This is a genomic window from Lysobacter sp. N42 (assembly GCF_004344885.1).
Genome location: NZ_SKFB01000036.1, coordinates 18,726 through 36,806 on the forward strand (window position 1 = coordinate 18,726; position 18,081 = coordinate 36,806).

Annotated in this window: 13 protein-coding genes, 1 tRNA gene and 1 pseudogene; 6 read left to right on the top strand and 9 right to left on the bottom strand. The window is 73.8% G+C overall.

The genetic code is table 11. The features are described 5' to 3' along the window. Nucleotides 1-29 precede the first annotated feature (29 nt). Nucleotides 30-106, bottom strand: a tRNA-Arg gene (locus EYQ95_RS22135). Nucleotides 107-359: 253 nt separating this feature from the next. Between EYQ95_RS22135 and ubiA the strand changes: the two genes are divergently transcribed. After that, complete coding sequence (gene ubiA / locus EYQ95_RS22140; RefSeq protein WP_132330631.1) at nucleotides 360-1,247, top strand: 4-hydroxybenzoate octaprenyltransferase; 888 nt, start codon at nucleotides 360-362, stop codon at nucleotides 1,245-1,247. 4 nt (nucleotides 1,248-1,251) lie between these two features. Here the strand turns inward: ubiA and EYQ95_RS22145 are convergent, their stop codons facing one another. Together EYQ95_RS22145 and EYQ95_RS22150 are read right to left on the bottom strand one after the other, a co-directional pair. Beyond that, the gene (locus EYQ95_RS22145) at nucleotides 1,252-1,971 is read right to left on the bottom strand and encodes a rhomboid family intramembrane serine protease (RefSeq protein WP_132330633.1); all 720 of its coding nucleotides are present in this window, start codon (nucleotides 1,969-1,971) and stop codon (nucleotides 1,252-1,254) included. A gap of 70 nt (nucleotides 1,972-2,041) precedes the next feature. Then, nucleotides 2,042-3,004, bottom strand: coding sequence for a TerC family protein (locus EYQ95_RS22150; protein WP_132330635.1), 963 nt, complete (start codon nucleotides 3,002-3,004; stop codon nucleotides 2,042-2,044). A 211-nt stretch (nucleotides 3,005-3,215) separates the two neighbouring features. Between EYQ95_RS22150 and EYQ95_RS22155 the strand changes: the two genes are divergently transcribed. Both EYQ95_RS22155 and rmuC read left to right on the top strand, forming a co-directional pair. After that, entirely contained in the window at nucleotides 3,216-4,382 is a 1,167-nt protein-coding gene (locus EYQ95_RS22155) for a class I SAM-dependent rRNA methyltransferase (RefSeq protein WP_132330637.1), read from the top strand. Between the two features lie 147 nt (nucleotides 4,383-4,529). Continuing rightward, complete coding sequence (rmuC, locus tag EYQ95_RS22160) at nucleotides 4,530-6,125, top strand: DNA recombination protein RmuC (protein WP_132330639.1); 1,596 nt, start codon at nucleotides 4,530-4,532, stop codon at nucleotides 6,123-6,125. 180 nt (nucleotides 6,126-6,305) lie between these two features. Here rmuC and EYQ95_RS22165 read toward each other — a convergent pair whose 3' ends face one another. The 6 genes from EYQ95_RS22165 to EYQ95_RS22190 form a co-directional block, all read right to left on the bottom strand. Further along, nucleotides 6,306-7,304, bottom strand: a complete 999-nt coding sequence (locus EYQ95_RS22165) for a VacJ family lipoprotein (RefSeq protein ID WP_132330652.1) — start codon at nucleotides 7,302-7,304, stop codon at nucleotides 6,306-6,308. Between the two features lie 133 nt (nucleotides 7,305-7,437). After that, on the bottom strand, nucleotides 7,438-7,719 hold the full coding sequence (locus EYQ95_RS22170) for a lipid asymmetry maintenance protein MlaB (RefSeq protein WP_132330641.1): 282 nt from the start codon (nucleotides 7,717-7,719) through the stop codon (nucleotides 7,438-7,440). Then, nucleotides 7,716-8,369 (bottom strand): phospholipid-binding protein MlaC, encoded by a 654-nt coding sequence (locus EYQ95_RS22175; protein WP_132330643.1) that lies wholly within the window; start codon nucleotides 8,367-8,369, stop codon nucleotides 7,716-7,718. Before EYQ95_RS22175 ends, EYQ95_RS22170 begins: the two co-directional genes overlap by 4 nt. Nucleotides 8,370-8,375: 6 nt before the next feature. Beyond that, nucleotides 8,376-8,882, bottom strand: coding sequence for an outer membrane lipid asymmetry maintenance protein MlaD (mlaD, locus tag EYQ95_RS22180; RefSeq protein WP_132330645.1), 507 nt, complete (start codon nucleotides 8,880-8,882; stop codon nucleotides 8,376-8,378). A gap of 109 nt (nucleotides 8,883-8,991) precedes the next feature. Then, nucleotides 8,992-9,741, bottom strand: coding sequence for an MlaE family lipid ABC transporter permease subunit (locus EYQ95_RS22185; RefSeq protein ID WP_132330647.1), 750 nt, complete (start codon nucleotides 9,739-9,741; stop codon nucleotides 8,992-8,994). After that, a complete protein-coding gene (locus EYQ95_RS22190) occupies nucleotides 9,741-10,532 on the bottom strand; it encodes an ABC transporter ATP-binding protein (RefSeq protein WP_132330649.1) in 792 nt (263 codons plus the stop codon). Before EYQ95_RS22190 ends, EYQ95_RS22185 begins: the two co-directional genes overlap by 1 nt. A 180-nt stretch (nucleotides 10,533-10,712) precedes the next feature. On the opposite strand from EYQ95_RS22190, the gene recC reads away from it, so the two are divergent. From recC to EYQ95_RS22205, 3 genes and pseudogenes are all read left to right on the top strand, one after another. Then, a complete protein-coding gene (gene recC / locus EYQ95_RS22195; protein WP_132330651.1) occupies nucleotides 10,713-14,024 on the top strand; it encodes an exodeoxyribonuclease V subunit gamma in 3,312 nt (1,103 codons plus the stop codon). Further along, complete coding sequence (locus tag EYQ95_RS22200) at nucleotides 14,021-17,617, top strand: UvrD-helicase domain-containing protein (protein ID WP_243700039.1); 3,597 nt, start codon at nucleotides 14,021-14,023, stop codon at nucleotides 17,615-17,617. The genes recC and EYQ95_RS22200 overlap by 4 nt, the downstream gene beginning before the upstream one ends. Beyond that, nucleotides 17,614-18,081 (top strand): annotated as a pseudogene (locus EYQ95_RS22205) (exodeoxyribonuclease V subunit alpha); the annotation flags it as partial. The gene EYQ95_RS22200 and the pseudogene EYQ95_RS22205, both read left to right, overlap by 4 nt.

Here is an 18,081-nt window from a genome sequence, read left to right on the forward strand (position 1 = left end):
GTTGCGGCACGGATCCGTCACGAGGGGATTGGCGCGCCTGGAGGGATTCGAACCCCCGACCAATGGCTTCGGAAGCCACTACTCTATCCGGCTGAGCTACAGGCGCGTTTTGTAAGGACTTTTCTGCTGCAGGGCCCGTCCGTGAGTCCAAGCCCGTGTGCCACTCCATCCACCCGCGCCGCCGGTGAGTCGCGGCTTCGCACACCACTCTGCCCGACTGGGCAACGGGCGCGGCGCGGGATGGCGATTCTAGCGGCAAACGCGGCGGCGTGCGGCCGGCCCGGGGCACGGGGTGCGCGCCGGCGGGGCCATCGTGCCGTCCCCGCTACCATGCGCGAGCCGCAGGCTGCCGCTTCCCGATGACCGCCCTTCTTTCCCCATCGCCCGGCTGGCGCCGGCGCCTGACGCTGTACTGGAAGCTCGTGCGCGGCGACCGGCCGATCGGCTGGCTGCTGCTGCTCTGGCCGACCTGGTGGGGGCTGTGGCTGGCCGCCGACGGCCTGCCGCCCCTGTGGCCGCTCGTGGTGTTCTCGCTGGGCGTCTGGCTCACCCGCTCGGCCGGCTGCGTGATCAACGATTACGCCGACCGCTGGCTCGATCCCCACGTGGAGCGCACCAAGGACCGTCCGCTCGCCACCGGCGCGGTCTCCGGCCGCGAGGCGCTGGCCGTGTTCGCCGGGCTGATGCTGCTGGCCTTCGCCCTGGTGCTCACGCTCAACGCCCTGACCATCGCGATGAGCGTGGTCGGCGTGCTGCTGGCCGCCAGCTATCCCTACCTCAAGCGCTACACCCACTTTCCGCAGGTCTACCTCGGCATGGCCTTCGGCTGGGGCATCCCGATGGCGTTCGCGGCCATCCGCGGCCACGTGCCGGCGGAAGCCTGGTGGCTGTACGCGGCCAACATCGTCTGGGCCACGGCCTACGACACCTGGTATGCGATGGTCGACCGCGAGGACGATGCACGCATGGGCAGCAAGTCGACCGCGCTGCTGTTCGGGCGCTTCGACCTCGCCGCGCAGGCCGGCCTGTACGCGCTGTTCTTCGTGCTGCTGGTGGTCACCGGCCGCGTCGCCCAGCTCGGCCCCGCCTGGTACGCCGGCCTCGCGCTGGCGCTCGTGCTGGTGGCCTGGGAGTTCGCGATCGCCCGCACGCGCGAGCGGGCGGCCTGCTTCCGCGCCTTCCTGCACAACCACTGGGTGGGCGCGACCGTGTTCGCCGCGCTGGCCCTGGACCTCGCGCTGCGCTGAGGCCTCAGCCCCCGTCGCCGCGCCGCGCCGGGGCGATGCGCACGGCCTCCACGCGCACCGGCTCGATGGCGGGCGTGTCGTCTTCGTCGACCTCGTCCTCCCAGCTGTAGCGCACGCGCGGCGGCTGCGGGTCGGCCGCCCGCAGCAGCCAGGCGGCGAGCACGCCCGCCACCGCGCCGCCCAGGTGCGACTGCCAGGACACGCCCGGCTCGCGCGGCAGCACGCCCAGCAGCGCGCCCCCGAAGAGCACGAGCGCCAGCATGGCCGCGGCCACGGAGGGGCGGTCGCGGCGCAGCAGGCCCAGGGTGAGCAGCATGAAGACCAGCCCGCTCGCCACGCCGCTGGCGCCCAGGTGATGCGAGCCCGGCGTGCCCAGTGCCCAGGCCGCCAGCCCTCCGCCCAGCCAGGCCAGCGGCAGCGTGCCGGCCAGCGCGCGCGGCACCTGCGCGCCGGCCACCGTGCCCAGCACCAGCAGCGCGAAGCCATTGCTCGCAAGGTGCGCGACCGAGCCGTGCAGCAGCGGGGCGGTCAGCAGGCCGACGAGTCCGTCGAGCCGCCCCGGACGCACCGTCCACGCGGCGGCGTCGAACGCGCCCTGCGCCGCGAAGGCCACCGCCAGCAGCAGCACCGCCGCCAGGCTGGCGTTGAAGGCGCGCCGCCAGCGCGCAAGGTCGCGCCCGCGCTGGGCGGGGGAGTCGGGGGCGTGGACTTCGGGCAGGTGCATGCACCGGACGTGGCGACCGCGCCCGCCCGGCGCAAGGGCGGGCGCGGTCGGCCTCAGCGTTCCAGGCCCGTCACCATTCGGCCTTCTTCGCCGGCTGCGGGCGCAGCAGGCTGAGCGCCACCGTCGTGCCGATGATCGCGGCCACCACGCCCAGCGAGATCGAGATGGGGATCTTGTAGACGTCGATCAGCAGCATCTTCGCGCCGATGAACATGAGCACGATCGCCAGGCCATAGGGCAGCAGGTGGAAGCGGTCGGCCAGGCCGGCCAGCAGGAAGAACATCGCGCGCAGGCCCAGCACCGCGAACACGTTGGACGTCAGCACGATGAAGGGATCGTCGGTGATCGCGAAGATCGCCGGAATGGAGTCGACCGCGAAGATCAGGTCGGTGACGCCCACCATGACGATCACGATGAACAGCGGGGTGTACAGACGCTTGCCGTTCTCCAGCACCGACAGCTTCGCGCCGGCGTAGCCGCGTGTCATCGGCACGTGGCCGGTGAGCCAGCGCAGGATCGGGTTGTTCTCCAGGTCCGGCTCCTTGCCGGCCGCCCACAGCATCTTGATGCCCGTCAGCAGCAGGAACAGGCCGAAGACGTAGAGGATCCAGTGGAACTTCTGCAGCAGCAGGGCGCCGGCGAAGATCATGATCGCGCGCAGCGCGATCGCGCCCAGCACGCCGATGATCAGCACCTTCTGCCGCTGCTCCTCCGGCACCGCGAAGTAGGTGAACAGCATCAGGAACACGAAGATGTTGTCGACCGCCAGCGACTTCTCCACCAGGTAGCCGGTGATGTATTCCAGCGCCACGCGCTGGCCTTCCTCCGCCCCGGCCTGGCCGGAGACGTACCACCACAGCCAGCCGCCGAAGGCCAGCGCCAGCGCCACCCAGCCGATGCTCCACCAGAGCGCTTCCTTGAAGGTGACCCTGTGCGGGCCGCCATGGCGCATGAGCACCAGGTCGACGAGCAGGGCGAGGACGACGAGGCCGCCGAAGGCGGTCCACAACAGGGGTGAGGCGATGGTGTCCATTCAGGGCTCCGGAAGGCGCGCGGGGCGCGGCGGGCCGTCTGCTGGACGCACCTTCGCCGCGGTGGGCGAAGGTCTTGCTCGCGGCCTGCTGGCCGCCGCCGGACCGGAGCACGAGGCTCGTAGTGACGATCCGGGCGTTGGGAGCTACTCCCCTTCGGCCGCGGAGTGTAGCCCGGTCCGGTGAAAACGCGATGACACCTACAATGGGCGCATGAATGCCCTGCCCGTCGTGCGCCTCAAGAACGCGTGGAAGTCCACGCACCCGTGGATCTTCCAGCGGCTGGTCGACAAGCCGGCCGTGCGGCCCAAGCCCGGTGCGATCGTCGACGTGGTCGGCGTGGACGGCGACTGGATCGGCCGCGGCTTCTACAACGGCCATTCGCGCATCGCCGTGCGCATCCTGGAAACGCATCCGGACGTCGCCGTCGACGAGGCCTGGTTCCGGCGCAAGATCGCCGCGGCGGTCTCCCTGCGGCGCGACCTGCTGAAGCTGGACGAGGTCTCCGATGCCTGGCGCGTGGTGCACAGCGAGGGCGACGGGCTCTCGGGGCTGGTGGTCGACCGCTATGCGGACCTGCTGGTGGTCGAGTTCTTCTCGGCCGGCATGTTCCGCCACCGCGAATGGATCTATGCCGCGCTCGCCGAGCAATTCCCCGGCTGCCGCTTCTTCTCGTTCGCCGACGAGCACGTGCAGAAGCAGGAGAGCTTCGACTACCGCGTGCAGTCGCCGGTGCCGCCGGCCATCATCACCGAGCACGGCATCCGCTTCCGCGCCGACCCTTCCGGCGCGCACAAGACCGGCTTCTTCGCCGACCAGCGCGAGAACCGGCAGTGGCTGAGCCAGCACGTGCACGGCAAGACGGTGCTGGATCTGTGCTGCAATACCGGCGGCTTCGGCGTCTATGCCGCGGTGCGCGGGGCGAGCGAGGTCACCGGCATCGACATCGACGACGCGGTGCTGGCGATCGCGAAAGGCAACGCCAGGCTCAACGACCAGCGCATCCGCTTCATCCAGGCCGACATCTTCCCCTGGCTGCGCGATGCGGGGAACCGCGGCGAGCAGTACGACGTGGTCGTGCTCGACCCCGCGAAGATGACGCGCGACCGCGAGCAGGTGATCCCCGCGCTGAAGAAGTACCTGGACATGAACAAGCTCGCGCTGGGCGTGACCAAGCCGGGCGGGCTGCTGGCCACGTTCTCCTGCACGGGCCTGGTCAGCGAGGAGCAGTTCCTCGACATGCTGCGGCGCGCGGCCTACTACGCCGGGCGCACCGTGCAGATCCTGCGCGTGTCCGGCGCGGGCGCCGACCACCCGGTGCTGGCCAGCGTGCCGGAGTCGCGCTATCTGAAGGCGGTGTTCTGCCGGGTGCTGGACTGAGCGACGACCCCGAGGTGACGCGCGATCGCGCGTGCCGCCACGGCCGCCGGTCCGCCGCGTCGCAGCCCGCCCTGGACTCCCGTCTCAGGCACTGAGACGAAAACCCATCTACTGTGGCCGCGCATCGCCCGGCCGCAGGAGGCCGCCATGACTCCACTCGCCCTCGCCGTCGTCGCCTCAACCGGCCTGGCCCTGCTGTTCGTCGGCCTGATGCTGATGCGCCTTGCGCGCAACGGCGCCGAAGACCCGCGCCTGCCCGCACTGCAGGCCGAGCGCGACCGCCTGGCGGCCGAGCTGGCGCAGGCCACCGAGCGTGCGCGGGCCGACGGCGAGGCGCTGGGCCGCCTGCAGGCCGCACTCGATGCGGCACGCGAGGCGGCGTCGGCCCATGCCGAGCTGCGCGCGAACGCCGATGCGCTGCGCGACGCGTTGTCGGCCGAGAAGGCCGCGCATGCCACCGCCGCCCGCGAGCTGGCCGAGCGCAAGGCCGAGCTCGCCGCGCTGCGCGATGCGCAGGCCCTGCAGCAGGCCGAGATGGAGCGCATGCGCGAAGCGCTTGCGCAGGCGCAGGCCAACCTCGCGCACGCCCATCGCGCCGAAGCCGAGATGCGCGCCTTCATCGAGGAGGCGCAGGCCAGGCTCTCCGCGAGCTTCGCGCAGATGGCCGGCAAGGTCTTCGAGGAGCGCGGCGCGCAGTTCGAGCAGAACGTGCGCAGCGCCACCACGCAGTCGAAGGCGGACATCGAGACGCTGCTCAAACCCTTCGCCACCCAGCTCGACCAGTTCCGCCAGCGCGTGGACCAGGTCTACGGCGAGGAGGCCAAGGAACGCGCCTCGCTGGTCGGCGCGCTGGGCGAGCTGCGCCGCCTCAACGAGGACATGGCCGCGCAGGCGCATGCGCTCACCCGAGCGCTCAAGGGCAATGCCAAGGTGCGCGGCGACTGGGGCGAGCTGATGCTGGAAAGCGTGCTGCGCGGCTCCGGGCTCGAGGACGGCGTGCACTACGAGCGGCAGAAGTCCATGGCCGACGACGAGAGCGGGCGCTCGCTGCGCCCGGACGTGGTCGTGCGCCTGCCGGGCGATCGCTGCGTGGTGGTCGACAGCAAGGTCAACCTGGTCGCCTGGGAGCAGGCGATGAACGCCGAGGACGTGGACGCGCACCACGAGGCGCTGCACCGCCATGCCATCGCGCTGCGCCAGCACGTGCGCGAGCTGGCCGAGAAGCAGTATCCGAAACTGTTCGGCGAGGCCGCGCTGGACGTCACGGTCGCCTTCGTGCCGATCGAGGGCGCGCTCTCGGCCGCGCTGGGCACCGACGGAAGCCTGCAGACCTACGCCTTCGAGCGGCGCATCGTGTTCGCCTCGCCCAACACGCTGATGGCGCTGCTGCGCGTGGTCGACGGGCTGTGGACGCGCGAGAAGATCCAGAAGCAGGCCGAGGAGATCAACAAGGCCGGCGGCCTGCTGCTCGAGGCGCTGACCGGTTTCCTGGACGAGTTCGACAGGGTCGGCACCCGCCTGCGCGCGGCCGAGGACACCTATGCCGCGGCCAAGCGCCGGCTGGTGGACTCGAAGATGGCGGTGATCCCGCGCGCGCGGCGCCTGGTCAGCCTGGGCGTGAAGCCCAAGGCGAAACTGCCGGAGCTGCTGGCGCCGGACGTGGACACCGAGATCGAGGCGGTGGGCCAGAGCCTGCTGGCGCAGGTCACCGAGCCGCCGGCGGGCGAGCGGCCGGCCACCTGACGCGCGCGGCGCCGGTGGCGGTCGAACCGGCCGCGCGGCGTCGCCGGTGCGCGTGTTGCCGTCGCTGCGGGCGTCACCCGCAGGCCGGCCCTGGCGTCACGCCGAGCGTATTCGCGACCGCGCGACCCACCCTCTCCGCGCACGGCGTCAGGGCGGCGCCGGACCGGGACGCGCGACGCCTCAGTTGTTGATCGGCACCGGCATCGCGTCGACCGGCACCACGGTGGGGTCTTCGCGCAGGTAGTCGGGCAGCGAGTCGTCGCGGTCGCCGCGGATCTGGTAGTCGCGGCGCTGGCTCCAGGCGTCGCGCACCAGGGCGTAGTCGTCCTCCACGCCCTCGCGCAGCGCGTCGGTGGACAGCAGCTGCGCGCGCAGGTCGACCAGCTGCATGCCCTGCAGCGGCACGCGCACGCGGTCGGTGTCGATCTGGCGCAGCGGCGAGAGCGGGGCGTCGCCGGCCATGCCCAGCACGTCGCGCAGCGTGCGCGGGCCGAACAGCGGCAGCTCGACGTAGCGCGAGCGCCTCCAGCCCCAGACGCCGAGCGTCTGCCCGAAGTCCTCGCTGCGGTTCTCCAGCTTCGCGGCGGTGGCCGGATCGAACACGCCGCCGATGCCGAGGGTGGAATTGAGCACGAAGCGGCCCAGCGAATGCGCCGCCTGCTTCGGCTTGCCCTGCAGCAGCGCGTTGATCGCGGACACGGGCTGGCCGAGGTTGTTGAAGAAGTTGCTCACGCCGCTGCGCACCGGCGCGGGCACCACGCGCACGTAGGCGCTGGCCAGCGGGCGCGCGACGCGGCGGTCCACCGCGTTGTTGAAGCGGTGCATGCGGCGGTTGTAGCGCTCCCAGGGGTCGTAGGCGGCCGGGCGCGCCGGCGCGCCGTGGTCGCCGGCCGCGCCGTACAGCGCCTCGAAGTCGTCCTCGGCGGCGGTGGGCTCGCCGGCGGGATCGGGCGGAGCGGTGTCGGCAACAGGCGAGGCCGGGTCGACCGGCTCCTGCGCGTCCGCTGCGTCCCCGGGCGGCGCGTCGGTGTCGACGGCCGCGCGGTCGTCGGTCGCCGGCAGGTCGCCGGCCTCGTGTGAGCCGCCCTCGACGCCCGGCGAAGGCGCGGGCGGGGCCTGCGCGGACCCGGCCGGGGCGGCCACTGGCGCAGCCGCGGGCATAGCGGTGCCGGCCTGCATGCCCCCGTCCTGCGCCTGCACCGGCAACACGAGCGCGAGGCCCAGCGCGAGCGCGCAGGCGGCGGGCGCCCGGCGTGCGGGCATTGAACGGGGCGGAACCATGACGCCTAGTCTAGCGGGCCGGCCCGAGGCCTCAGGCCGCCGGGCCGAAACCCAGCGTCGCGTCGAGGCGGTAGGCAGCGGCCAGCTCGGCCAGGCCCGCCGGGGCGCCGTGGATGCGCAGGCCGGCGGCCGCGAGCTCGGCCAGCAGTGCCAGCCCGGCGCTGTCGACCTGCGGCACGGCGGTGACGTCGACCGTGGTCGCGCCCGCCAGCAGGGCGCGCAGGCCGTCCCAGGCGGCAGGCACGGCCGCGCGGTCGAGCGCGCCCTCGATGCGCAGCACGTCGCCGTCGCGGCGGACGTGCGCGGCGCTCATCGTGCGTCGGCCTGCAGCTTGCCGGCCTTGAGGTCGGCCGCCACCTGCGCGATCGAGCCGCGCTTGAGCGGCGCGTCGAACTGGCTGCGGAAGGTCTGCACGAAGCTCACGCCCTCGACCATCACGTCGAAGACCTTCCACTGGCCGCCGACGTTGCGCATCAGGTAGTCGACCGGGATCGGCTCGCCGCCGGCGCGCAGCATCTCGGTGGAGACCTTCATGGCCTTGCCGTTGCCGACCGGCGTCTCGGACTTCACGCGCACGCGCAGCCGGGTGTTGAAGTCCAGCAGCGACGAGCCGTAGCGCGCCATCAGGTTCTCGCTCAGGGCGTCGGCGAACTTCGCCACGTCCGCCTCCGACGCGCCGCGGCCGTGCGCGCCCAGCACCAGGCGCGCGGCGTAGTTGCGGTCGAACATGCGGTCGAACTCGGTGGTCACGAACTGCTTGAGCGCGGCGCGGTTCTTGGTGAACTCGGCGCGGCGGATGTCGAGCGTGGCGAGGATGCGCGTGCTGTTGTCGAGCACCAGGCGGCCGGGCTGGCCGAGCGCGGGCTGCGCCGCGGCCGCGGGGGCCTTGGCGGCGACGGTGACGACCGGCGCGGCGAGCGCGGCGGCGGCGGACAGCACGAGGAACAGGGTGGTGCGCTTCATGGCGTTTTACTCCGTGGGGGCGGCGGCATCGCCTTCGCTGGCAGGCGCGTCCTTCGACTCGCCCGCGCCGCTGAACATGTATTTGCCGACCAGCTGGAGCAGGTCCACGGACGGCTGCGTCAGGTAGATCTCGTCGCCCGGCTTCAGCGGCTCCGGGTCCCCGCCCGGGGTCAGGCCGACGTAGCTTTCGCCCAGCAGGCCGGCGGTGAAGATGCCCGCGGCGGTGTCGGACGGCAGGGCGTCGTACTTGCCCTCGATGGCCAGCGAGACGACGGCGTCCAGTTTCGTGGGATCGAGCTGAATCTCCGCCACCCGGCCGATGGTCACGCCACCGATCCTGACCGGCGAGTTCGGCCGCAGCGCGCCGACGTTGGAGAAGCGCGCCTTGACCACGTAGCCGTCGCCGCCGGTGCCCCAGCGGCCGTTGGTGGAGGCGACGGCCAGGGCGAGCAACGTCGCCAGCGCGAGCAGCAGGAAGGTGCCGACGGCGAATTCGATTCTTGGGCTGCGCATGGGGAAGGGCCGGGGTTCGGGAATCGGGATTGGGGATTCGGCAGGGCAGTTCGACGGGGTCGGCAGGGATCGCGGGACGGGCTGGATCGAATCCCGGATCCCTGCTCCGTCACCTGAACAGCAGCGCCGACAGTACGAAGTTGAACATCAGCACCAGCAGCGAGGCATTGACCACCGCGCGCGTGGTGGCCACCGACGTGCCCTCGATGGTCGGCTCGGCGTGGTAGCCCACGAACGCGGCCACCAGCGCGGCCACGGCGCCGAACACGGCGGACTTGTACAGCGCCACGAGGAAGTCGTCGCGGAAGTCGACCGCATCGCGCATCACCTGCCAGAACGGGCCGGCGTCCAGGCCGATCACGTGCACGGCCTCCAGGTAGCTGGCGAGGATGCCGAAGCTGCAGAAGAAGCCGGTCAGCAGCGGCACGCTCAGCACCGCGGCCCAGAAGCGCGGGGCCACCGCCTTGCCGACGGGGTCGATGCCCATGAGCGAGAGCGCGGTGATCTGGTCGGTGGCGCGCATGAGGCCGAGCTCGGCGGCGATCGAGCTGCCCGCGCGGCCGATGAACAGCAGGCCCGTCAGCACCGGCGCGAGCTCGCGGTACATCCCCAGGCCCAGCAGCGCGCTGACCTGGTTGGCCGCGCCGTAGGTGACCAGCGCCTTGTAGCCCAGCAGCGTGAGCGACAGGCCCACGAACGCGCCGCCGACGGCGATGATCGGCAGCGAGCGCGCGCCGATCTTGTAGACCTCGCGCACCAGCTCGCGGCCGAAGTCGCGCGTGGGGCGGCTGGCGCGCAGCACGGCGAAGAAGAACAGCCCGGCCTGGCCGAGCGTGCGGACGGTCGCGGCGAACGGCATCAGGCCGGGGCTCCCGCCGCGCGCGGGGCGGCGTCGAAGGGAATGGGGCCGTCGGGCGCGCCGCGCAGGAACTGCCGCACGAAGGGATCGTCCGAGGCCTCGAGCGCGGCCGGCGTGCCGGTGAAGATGATGCGGCCGTCGGCGATCACCACCGCACGGTCGGCCACCGGCAGCGTCTCGTGCACGTGGTGGGTCACCACGATGGACGTCAGGCCCAGCGTGTCGTTGAGGCGGCGCACCAGGCTCATCACCACGCCCGACGCGATGGGATCGAGGCCGGTGAGCGGCTCGTCGTAGATCATCAGCGGCGGGTCCAGCGCCAGCGCCCGCGCCAGCGCCACGCGGCGGGCCATGCCGCCGGAGAGCTCGCGCGGCATGGCATCGGCCACCGCGCGCAGGCCCACCGCATGCAGCTTCATCTCGACCAGCCGGCGCAGCACCGGCCCGGGCAGGTCGGTATGGGTGCGCAGGGGCAGGGCGACGTTCTCGGCCACCGACAGATCGGTGAGCAGGCCGTTGCCCTGCAGCATCACGCCGATGCGCCGGCGCAGGGCCAGCAGCGCGCGCCCGCCCGTGGGCATGGGCGCGCCCAGCACCTCGACGCTGCCGCCGGCGGGCTCGAGCTCGCCGGTGAGCGCGGCCAGCAGGGTGGACTTGCCGCAGCCGGAGGGCCCCAGCACGGCCACCACCTCGCCCGGACGCACGGCGAGGTCGACGTCGCGCAGGATGCTGCGCCCCCCGCGCGCGAGGCGCAGGCCGCGCAGGGCGACGATGGGGGCGGGTTCGGTCATGGGGCTCGGGCGCGGGCGCGCGAAAGGCGCCGAAGGCTACCGGCGCGCGGCTGAACGGGCCGGGAGTGCGCGCATTGTCGCAGCGGGGCCGGCCGCCGGCCACTGCCGGAGGACAGGGCGGCCTTCAGTCTCAGTGCAGCCTGATGCGCGATCTCACCGGCTGCGACATCCTGCGGCAAGATGGCGCGCATGGCCGCGGCCGATTTCCGCCTGTACCACTCCAATTCCCTGGAAATCCTCGCGGGCCTGATGGCCGAGGAGCTCCGGCGCCCCGCGCCTGCGCAGGGGCTGCTGGAGCCGGACGTGGTGCTGATCCCGCAGCCGTCCATGCGCCGCTGGCTGCAGGCCACGCTGGCGCAGGCGCACGGCATCGCCGCCAACATCGTGTTCCTGACCCCGGGCGAGTTCGTCGCCCATGCGCTGGATGCCAACGTCGAGGGCCGCGCCGACGACCTCGACTTCGAGGCCATGCGCTGGCGCCTGCACGCGCTGCTGACCGACCCCGCGGTGCTGCGCGATCCCGCGCTGCGCCCGCTGCGCGGCTACCTGCAGGCGGGCACCGACGAGGTCGACGCGCTCAAGGCCTGGTCGCTGGCCGGGGAGCTGGCGGCCACCTTCGAGCGCTACGGCGCCTGGCGCCGCGACTGGCTGCTGGCCTGGGACGCCGGCGAAGCTCCGCGCGACCCGCAGGCCGCGCTGTGGCGGCGGCTGGCCGCGAACCGCCCGCATCGCGCGCGCCGCATCGCGCGTTACCTGGAGCGCTTCGGCGCGGACGGCGAGGCGGTGCCGGCCGGCCTGCCCGCGCGGCTGTTCGCCTTCGCCACGATGGGCGCCTCCCCCGACGTGCTGCGCATCGTCGCCAGCGCCGCGCGCGTGGGCACCCTGCACTTCTACCTGCCCTCGCCCACGCGCCCGTACTGGGGCGACGTGCGCACGCTGCCCTCGCGCCTGGCGCTGGGCGATGCCGCCGCCTTCGGCGACGACGCCGAGGCCGACGAGAACCCGCTGCTGCAGGCCTGGGGCGCGGCCGGGCGCGACTTCATGGCGGTGCTGGGCGGCTACGAGATCGTGCACCCCTCCTTCGAGCTGGCGGCCTACGACGATGCCGAGGAGCGCGGCGACGTGCCCGCCGACGAGACGCTGCTGGCGCGGATCAAGCGCGACCTGCTGCAGCGCCGCGCGCCCGCGCCCTGGCGCGAAGCGGTGGACGTCGCCGATCCCTCGCTGCAGGTGCATGCCTGCTGCACGTCGCTGCGCGAGGTGCAGGTGCTGCACGACCAGCTGCGCGCGCTGCTGGAGGACCCGCGTTTCGATCCGCCGCTGCAGCCGCGCGATATCGCCGTGCTCTCGCCGGACATCGATCCCTACGTGCCCTACATCGAGGCGGTGTTCGGCGGCGCGCACGGCACGCGCGACTTCATCCCCTACACCGTGGCCGACACCAGCCCCCTGGCGAGCGAGCCGCTGGCCGAGGTGTTCTCGCGCCTGCTCGCCCTGCCGGTGTCGCGCCTGGGGCTCAACGAGGTGCTGGACCTGCTGGCCACGCCGGCGATCGCCCAGCACGCCCGGCTCGACGCGCTCTCGCTGGAGCGCCTGCGCGAGTGGCTGGAGGAGGCGGGCGCGCGCTGGGGCCTGGACGGCGCGCACCGCGCGCGCCACGGCGCGCCCGAGGACACGCTCTACACCTGGCAGTTCGCGCTCGACCGCCTGCTGCTCGGCCATGCCACCGGCTCGGACGCGCTGCTGGGCGACGTCGCCGGCGCGCCGCAGCTGGAAGGCGGCGACATCGCCGCGCTGGACGTGCTGGTCGGGCTGCTCAACGTGCTGCGCCGCTACGAGCGTGCGCTGTCGAACGCGCTCACCCCCGAGCAGTGGCGCGAACGCCTGCTCGGGCTGCTCGCCGCGGTGCTGCCCGAGCGCCCGCGCGAGGTCGCCGACGAGCGCGCGCTCGATCGCCTGCGCACGCTGGTGGGCGAGTTCGCCGATGGCGCGCGGCGCGCCGGCGTCGTCACGCCCATCGAGCCCGAGGTGGTGCGCGCGCATTTCGACGCGCTGCTGGCGCAGCCGGACACGCGCGCGCCGCTGATGACCGGCGGCGTGAGCTTCGGCCGCATGGTGCCGATGCGCCTGCTGCCCTTCCGCGCGATCTGCGTGCTGGGCCTGGACGACGGCGCGTTCCCGCGCTGCGACCCGGCCGGCGGCCTCGACCAGATCGTGCGCGAGCTCGACACCACGCGCCGCCGCCGCGGCGACCGCTCGCTGCGCGAGGACGACCGCTTCCTGTTCCTGCAGCTGCTGGCCTCCGCCAACGACGTCTTCTACCTGAGCTACATCGGCCAGGACGCGCGCGACGGCAGCGCGCGCGAGCCGTCGGTGCTGGTGAACGAGCTGCTCGACGTCGCGGGCGCGTACCACGCCGAGCCACGCGAGGCGGCCCGCCGCCTGGTCGTGCGCCATCCGCTGCAGCCCTTCAGCGCCGAGGCCTTCGGCGCCGACGGCGACGCGACCGAGCCGCGCCGCTTCAGCTACCGCGCCGAGTGGCAGGCCGCCGCGGCCTGCGCGCCCGCGCGCCGCCGCGAGCACCCGCCGTGGGTGACGCAGGCGCTGCCGCCGCCGGACCCGCCGGTGCGCGAGGTCGCGCTCGACGAGCTCGCCCGCTTCCTGCGCCAGCCGCCGCAGGAATTCCTGCGCCAGCGCCTGCAACTGCGCCTGCCCGAGGTGGGCGCGCCGGTGCAGGACGTCGAGCCGCTGGCGCTGGCCTGGCGCATGCGCGATGCGCTGCGCGGCGCCGTCTTCGATGCCGTGCTCGCCGCGCGCACCGCCCAACTCGATCGCCGCCTGCGCGCGCAGGGCCTGCTGCCGCCGGGCGTGCTCGGCCTGCGCCTGCTCGAGGCCATCGTCGAGGAGATCGAGCCGCTCGCGCGCGAGTTCGCCGCCTGGCAGGGCGGCGTCGAGGGCGACGTGCACGGCTTCCAGCTCGAGCTCGGCGACCGCCTGCTGCACGGGCGCCTCGCCCCGCTGCACGCCCACGGCCTGGCGCGCCTGCGCTTCGGCGCGCTGCACGGCCCCTCGCAGATCGCCCACGGGCTGGACTGGCTGGTCGCCAATGCGCTGGGCCGGCCGACGCCACTGTGGCAGTTCGTGCTCGACGGCGGCCGCGCCAGCGTGATCGAGCGCGCGCCGGTGGACGCGGCGCGCGCCCGCGCCGTGCTGGCCGCGCTGCTGCGCCTGCGCGAGGAGGGCCTGGCCGAGCCGCTGCCCTTCGGCGCGACCTCGGGCTGGCTCTGGTACGACGGCCAGGACGACCGCGCCCTGGAGAAGGCGCGCGGCAAGTGGTTCGACAGCCATGGCTGGGCCGAAGGGCTCACGCCGGCGACGCGACTGGCGCTGCGCGGGCGCGACCCGTTCGCGCGCGAGGAGGCCGCGCTGCGCTTCCAGCAGCTCGCGCGCCGCATCTTCGACGCGGTGCTGAAGGCGGAGGCCGAGGCATGAGCATCGTCGAACTGCCGCCGCCGATGCTCGACGCGCCGGGCGAGCCTGATCCCTACCTCGACCTGCCGCTCACCGGCCTGCACCGGATCGAGGCCAGCGCCGGCACCGGCAAGACCTTCACGCTGGCCACGCTGGTCACGCGGCTGGTGGTCGAGCGCGGCCTGCGCATGGGGCAGATCCTCGCGGTCACCTTCACCGAGGCCGCCACGCAGGAGCTGCGCGCGCGCCTGCGGCGGCGCCTGGTGCTGACCGCGCGCGTGGCCGCCGGCCTGCCCTGCGACGGCGACGCCCACGAGATCGCGCTGTGCCGGCGCATCGTCGAGCGAAGGCAGGCCGTGGAGGACGCCGCCGCGCTGCGCGCGCGCCTGGTGCAGGCCGCGCGCGAACTCGACCTCGCCGCCGTCCACACCATCCACGGCTTCTGCGCGCGCGTGTTGTCCGAGCATGCGCTGGAGGCGGGCGAGCCGTTCGCGCACAGCACGCTGCTGGGCAACGACCGCGAGCTGCGCGAGGACGTCGCCGCCGACGTGTGGCGGATGCTGGCTTCCGACGACGCCTGGGCCGACCTGCTCCCGCTGCTGTGGAAGGCGGGGCCGGAAGCGCTGGCCGCGGACCTCGTCGAGCTCATGCGCGCCCCCCGCGTGGTGCCCGATGCCGCCATGCCGGGCGAATCGCCACTGCCGGCGCTGAAGCGGGCGGCGGCTTCGCTGCGCGCCGCGTGGATGGATCATGGCGAGGAGGTACGTGCCTGCATCGAGGCCGCGCTCGCGGATGGCGTGCTCAACCGCGCCATGGTCAAGGACGCCACGCTCGCGAAGCTGTGGCCGGCGATGCACGACTGGTGCAGTCGCAGCGCGCCGCTGCCCGAGCCGCACGAGAAGCTCGAGCTCCTCACCCTGGAGAAGCTGACCGCCTGCCTTCGGAAGGGGCGCGACCTCGGCGCCGTGGCCTCGCCGGTCTTCGATGCCACGCGCGATTACCTGGCCGCGAAGGCCGAGCTCGAGGCCTGGACCACGCAGCGCGAGATCGCCCTGCTGCACCGCGTGCGCGACCTCGCGGCCCGGCGCATGGCGCAGCTCAAGCGCCAGCGCCGCGTGCGTTGTTTCGACGACCTGATCGACGGCGTGGCCGCCGCGCTCGACGGCCCGCAGGGGCGCACGCTCGCGCGCCGGCTGCGCGGGCAGTTCCACGCCGCGCTGGTCGACGAGTTCCAGGACACCGACGCGCGCCAGTGGTCGATCTTCCGGCGCCTGTTCGGCGAGGACGATTCGCTCGCGCCGTTGTCGGACGAGGCGCTGGACTTCGAGGCCGCCGCGGCGCCGCGCTTTCTCGCGCTGATCGGTGACCCCAAGCAGGCCATCTACGGCTTCCGCGGCGGCGACGTGCACACCTACCTGGCCGCCGGCCGCGTGGCCGCGGACGCGCCCCCGCTGCTGCGCAACTTCCGCTCGCGGCCCTGCGTGCTGCGCGGCATCGAGCGGCTGTACGCGAACGCGGGCGCGGCGGCCTTCGTCGACGATCGCATCGCCTTCCGCGCGGTCGCGCCCGGCGGCCTGCGCGGCGACGGGGCCTGCCTGCGCGATGGCGTTCCCGCGCCCGGCCTCACCCTGCGCCGCGTCCCGGCGCGCGCGGATGGCCGTGATATCGACGCCGAGGATTCGCGCGCGCTCGCCACGCGCGCCTGCGTGGAGGCCGTCCACGAGACACTCGCGCTGGCGCAGGTCGGTCGCCTCGCGATCGACGGCCGCGCGGTCGAACCCGGCGACCTCGCCGTGCTCGTGCGCACGCACCGCGAGGCGCAGCGCATCCAGCAGGGGCTCTCGGCGGTGGGCATTCCCGCCGTCGTGGCCGGCCAGTCCAGCCTGTTCGCCACCGAGTCGGCGCTGGAGATGCTCGCGCTGCTGGAAGCGCTGACGGCGCCCGCCGACCCGCTGCGCCTGCATGCCGCGCTCGCCACCGTGCTGCTTGGTTTCGATGCCGCGGACATCGACGCCCTGCTGCGCGACGACGCGCGTCGCGCGCGCGAGCTCGAGCGCGCGCTCGGCTGGCGCGAACGCTGGCTGCGTGCGGGCCCGCTGGCGCTGGTCAACGAGCTCTGCGCACGGGCCGCACCGCGCCTGCTGGAACTGGTCGACGGCGAGCGCCGCCTGTCGGACCTGATGCAGCTGGGCGAGGCGCTGCAGCAGGCCTGGCAGCGCGCGCTCGGGCCCCAGGGGCTGGTCGACTGGCTGCGCGCGCGCATCGCCGCGGCCGACGACCACGACCCCGAGCAGCAGCTGCGGCTGGAATCGGATGCGCGGCGCGTGCAGGTGCTGACCGTGCACAAGTCCAAGGGCCTGGAGTTCCCGTTCGTCTTCCTGCCCTTCGCCGGCATCGGCCGCAAGGCGCGCTCGTATGCGCGCTGCATGCTCGACGGGCCGGACGGCCGCGTGCTGCACCTGGCGCCCGGCGACGAGGACAAGAAGCGCGCCGCGCGCGAGGACCTCGCCGAAGAAGCGCGCCTGCTCTATGTCGCGCTGACGCGCGCGCAGCATGCGCTGTGGCTCTGCGCGGGCCCGATGTACCAGGCCAAAGCCACCGCGCTCGCGCCGCTGCTGGGCGACATGGCCACGCTCACCGGTGACGGCATCCTCGTCGACGACCGCGTGCCGGCCGACGACCTCGCGCCGCTGCGCTTCGCCGCGCCCGTGCAACTGCCGCGCGCCCGCACGGCGCGGCGCGCGCTGTCGCGCGACTGGGCGATCTACTCCTTCAGCGCGCTGGCCCGCCAGGCCGCCGGGCCGGTGGAGACGCTGCTGCCCCGCGGCGGGCGCGAGGACGAGGCCGACGAGGCGCCGGTCCGCGAGGCCGTGGACGATCCGCGCTTCGTCGGCGCGCGCTTCGGCGACGTGGTGCACGGCGCGCTCGAGCGCGTCGACTTCGCCGCCTGGGCCGGCTGGGCGGGCGGCGAGGTGCCGGCCGGGCAGCAGGACGCGCTGGTCGACGCATTCCGCGCCGAAGGCTATGCGCAGGCCGACATCGAGGCCGGCCTGCCGCTGCTGGGTTCGCTGGTCGGCCACACGCTCGCGGCCACGCTGCCGGAGGGCACGCGCCTGTGCGACGTGCCGCTCGGGGCGCGCCGCGCGGAGATGGAGTTCCACTTCGCCCTGAAGGACGTGCCCGTCGACGCGCTGCTGGCCACCGTGCAGGCGCACGGCCTGCTCGCCGACCGCCAGGGCTTCGGCACGCGGCGCAGGCTCGACGGCCTGATGACGGGCAAGATCGACCTCGTCTACGCCCGCGGCGGGCAGTACTTCGTGCTCGACTACAAGACCAACCGCCTGCCCGACTATTCGCCGGCCTCGCTCGAGCGCGCCATGCACGAGGGCGAGTACACCCTGCAGGCGGCGATCTACACGCTGGCGCTGCACCGCTGGCTGCGTTTCCGGCTGGGCGAGGGCTACGACTACGAGCGCTGCGTCGGCGGCGTGCGCTACGTGTTCTGCCGCGGCGTCGACGCGCGCCGCGCGCCGTCGCCGGGCATCCATGCCCAGCGCCTGCCGCGCGAACTCGTCGACGCGCTCGATGCGCTGTTCGCCGGAGGCCACGCATGAGCCTGCTCGACGCCCTGCAGCGCAGCGGCGCGCTGCGCCCGGTCGACCTGGCGCTGGCGCATGCGCTGCAGCGCATCGACGGCGAGGTCGAGCCGCCGGTGCTCGCCGCCGCCGCGCTGGCCTCCTACGCGGTGGCGCAGGGCCATCCGGCCTTCGATCCCGAGGCGCCGGCGATGCTGGTCGAGCCGCCCATCGAATGGCCCGCCGCGCAGGCCTGGCGCGCCGCGCTCGCGCAGTGCCCGTGGGTGGCGCAGCCGGACGGTGAGGACGCGACCCCCGAGGACCGCCCGCTGGTGCTGGAGGACGGACGCATCTACCTGCGCCGCTACCGCGAGTACGAGCGGCGCCTCGCGCTCGCGCTGCGCCGCCTGTGCGCGGGCGGCGCGGAGGCGATCGATCCCGCGGTCGACGCCCTGCACGCACGCCTGTTCCCGCAGCGCGGCGCCGGCGACGCGCAGGCGCAG

Excerpts from the sequence above, each read along its gene's own strand:
- EYQ95_RS22165 (WP_132330652.1), bottom strand. The coding sequence starts at position 7,304 with ATGCAGGCCGGCACCGCTATGCCCGCGGCTGCGCCAGTGGCCGCCCCG.
- ubiA (WP_132330631.1), top strand. The coding sequence starts at position 360 with ATGACCGCCCTTCTTTCCCCATCGCCCGGCTGGCGCCGGCGCCTGACG.
- recC (WP_132330651.1), top strand. The coding sequence starts at position 10,713 with ATGGCGCGCATGGCCGCGGCCGATTTCCGCCTGTACCACTCCAATTCC.
- EYQ95_RS22145 (WP_132330633.1), bottom strand. The coding sequence starts at position 1,971 with ATGCACCTGCCCGAAGTCCACGCCCCCGACTCCCCCGCCCAGCGCGGG.
- EYQ95_RS22185 (WP_132330647.1), bottom strand. The coding sequence starts at position 9,741 with ATGCCGTTCGCCGCGACCGTCCGCACGCTCGGCCAGGCCGGGCTGTTC.
- mlaD (WP_132330645.1), bottom strand. The coding sequence starts at position 8,882 with ATGCGCAGCCCAAGAATCGAATTCGCCGTCGGCACCTTCCTGCTGCTC.
- rmuC (WP_132330639.1), top strand. The coding sequence starts at position 4,530 with ATGACTCCACTCGCCCTCGCCGTCGTCGCCTCAACCGGCCTGGCCCTG.
- EYQ95_RS22150 (WP_132330635.1), bottom strand. The coding sequence starts at position 3,004 with ATGGACACCATCGCCTCACCCCTGTTGTGGACCGCCTTCGGCGGCCTC.
- EYQ95_RS22170 (WP_132330641.1), bottom strand. The coding sequence starts at position 7,719 with ATGAGCGCCGCGCACGTCCGCCGCGACGGCGACGTGCTGCGCATCGAG.
- EYQ95_RS22200 (WP_243700039.1), top strand. The coding sequence starts at position 14,021 with ATGAGCATCGTCGAACTGCCGCCGCCGATGCTCGACGCGCCGGGCGAG.
- EYQ95_RS22175 (WP_132330643.1), bottom strand. The coding sequence starts at position 8,369 with ATGAAGCGCACCACCCTGTTCCTCGTGCTGTCCGCCGCCGCCGCGCTC.
- EYQ95_RS22190 (WP_132330649.1), bottom strand. The coding sequence starts at position 10,532 with ATGACCGAACCCGCCCCCATCGTCGCCCTGCGCGGCCTGCGCCTCGCG.
- EYQ95_RS22155 (WP_132330637.1), top strand. The coding sequence starts at position 3,216 with ATGAATGCCCTGCCCGTCGTGCGCCTCAAGAACGCGTGGAAGTCCACG.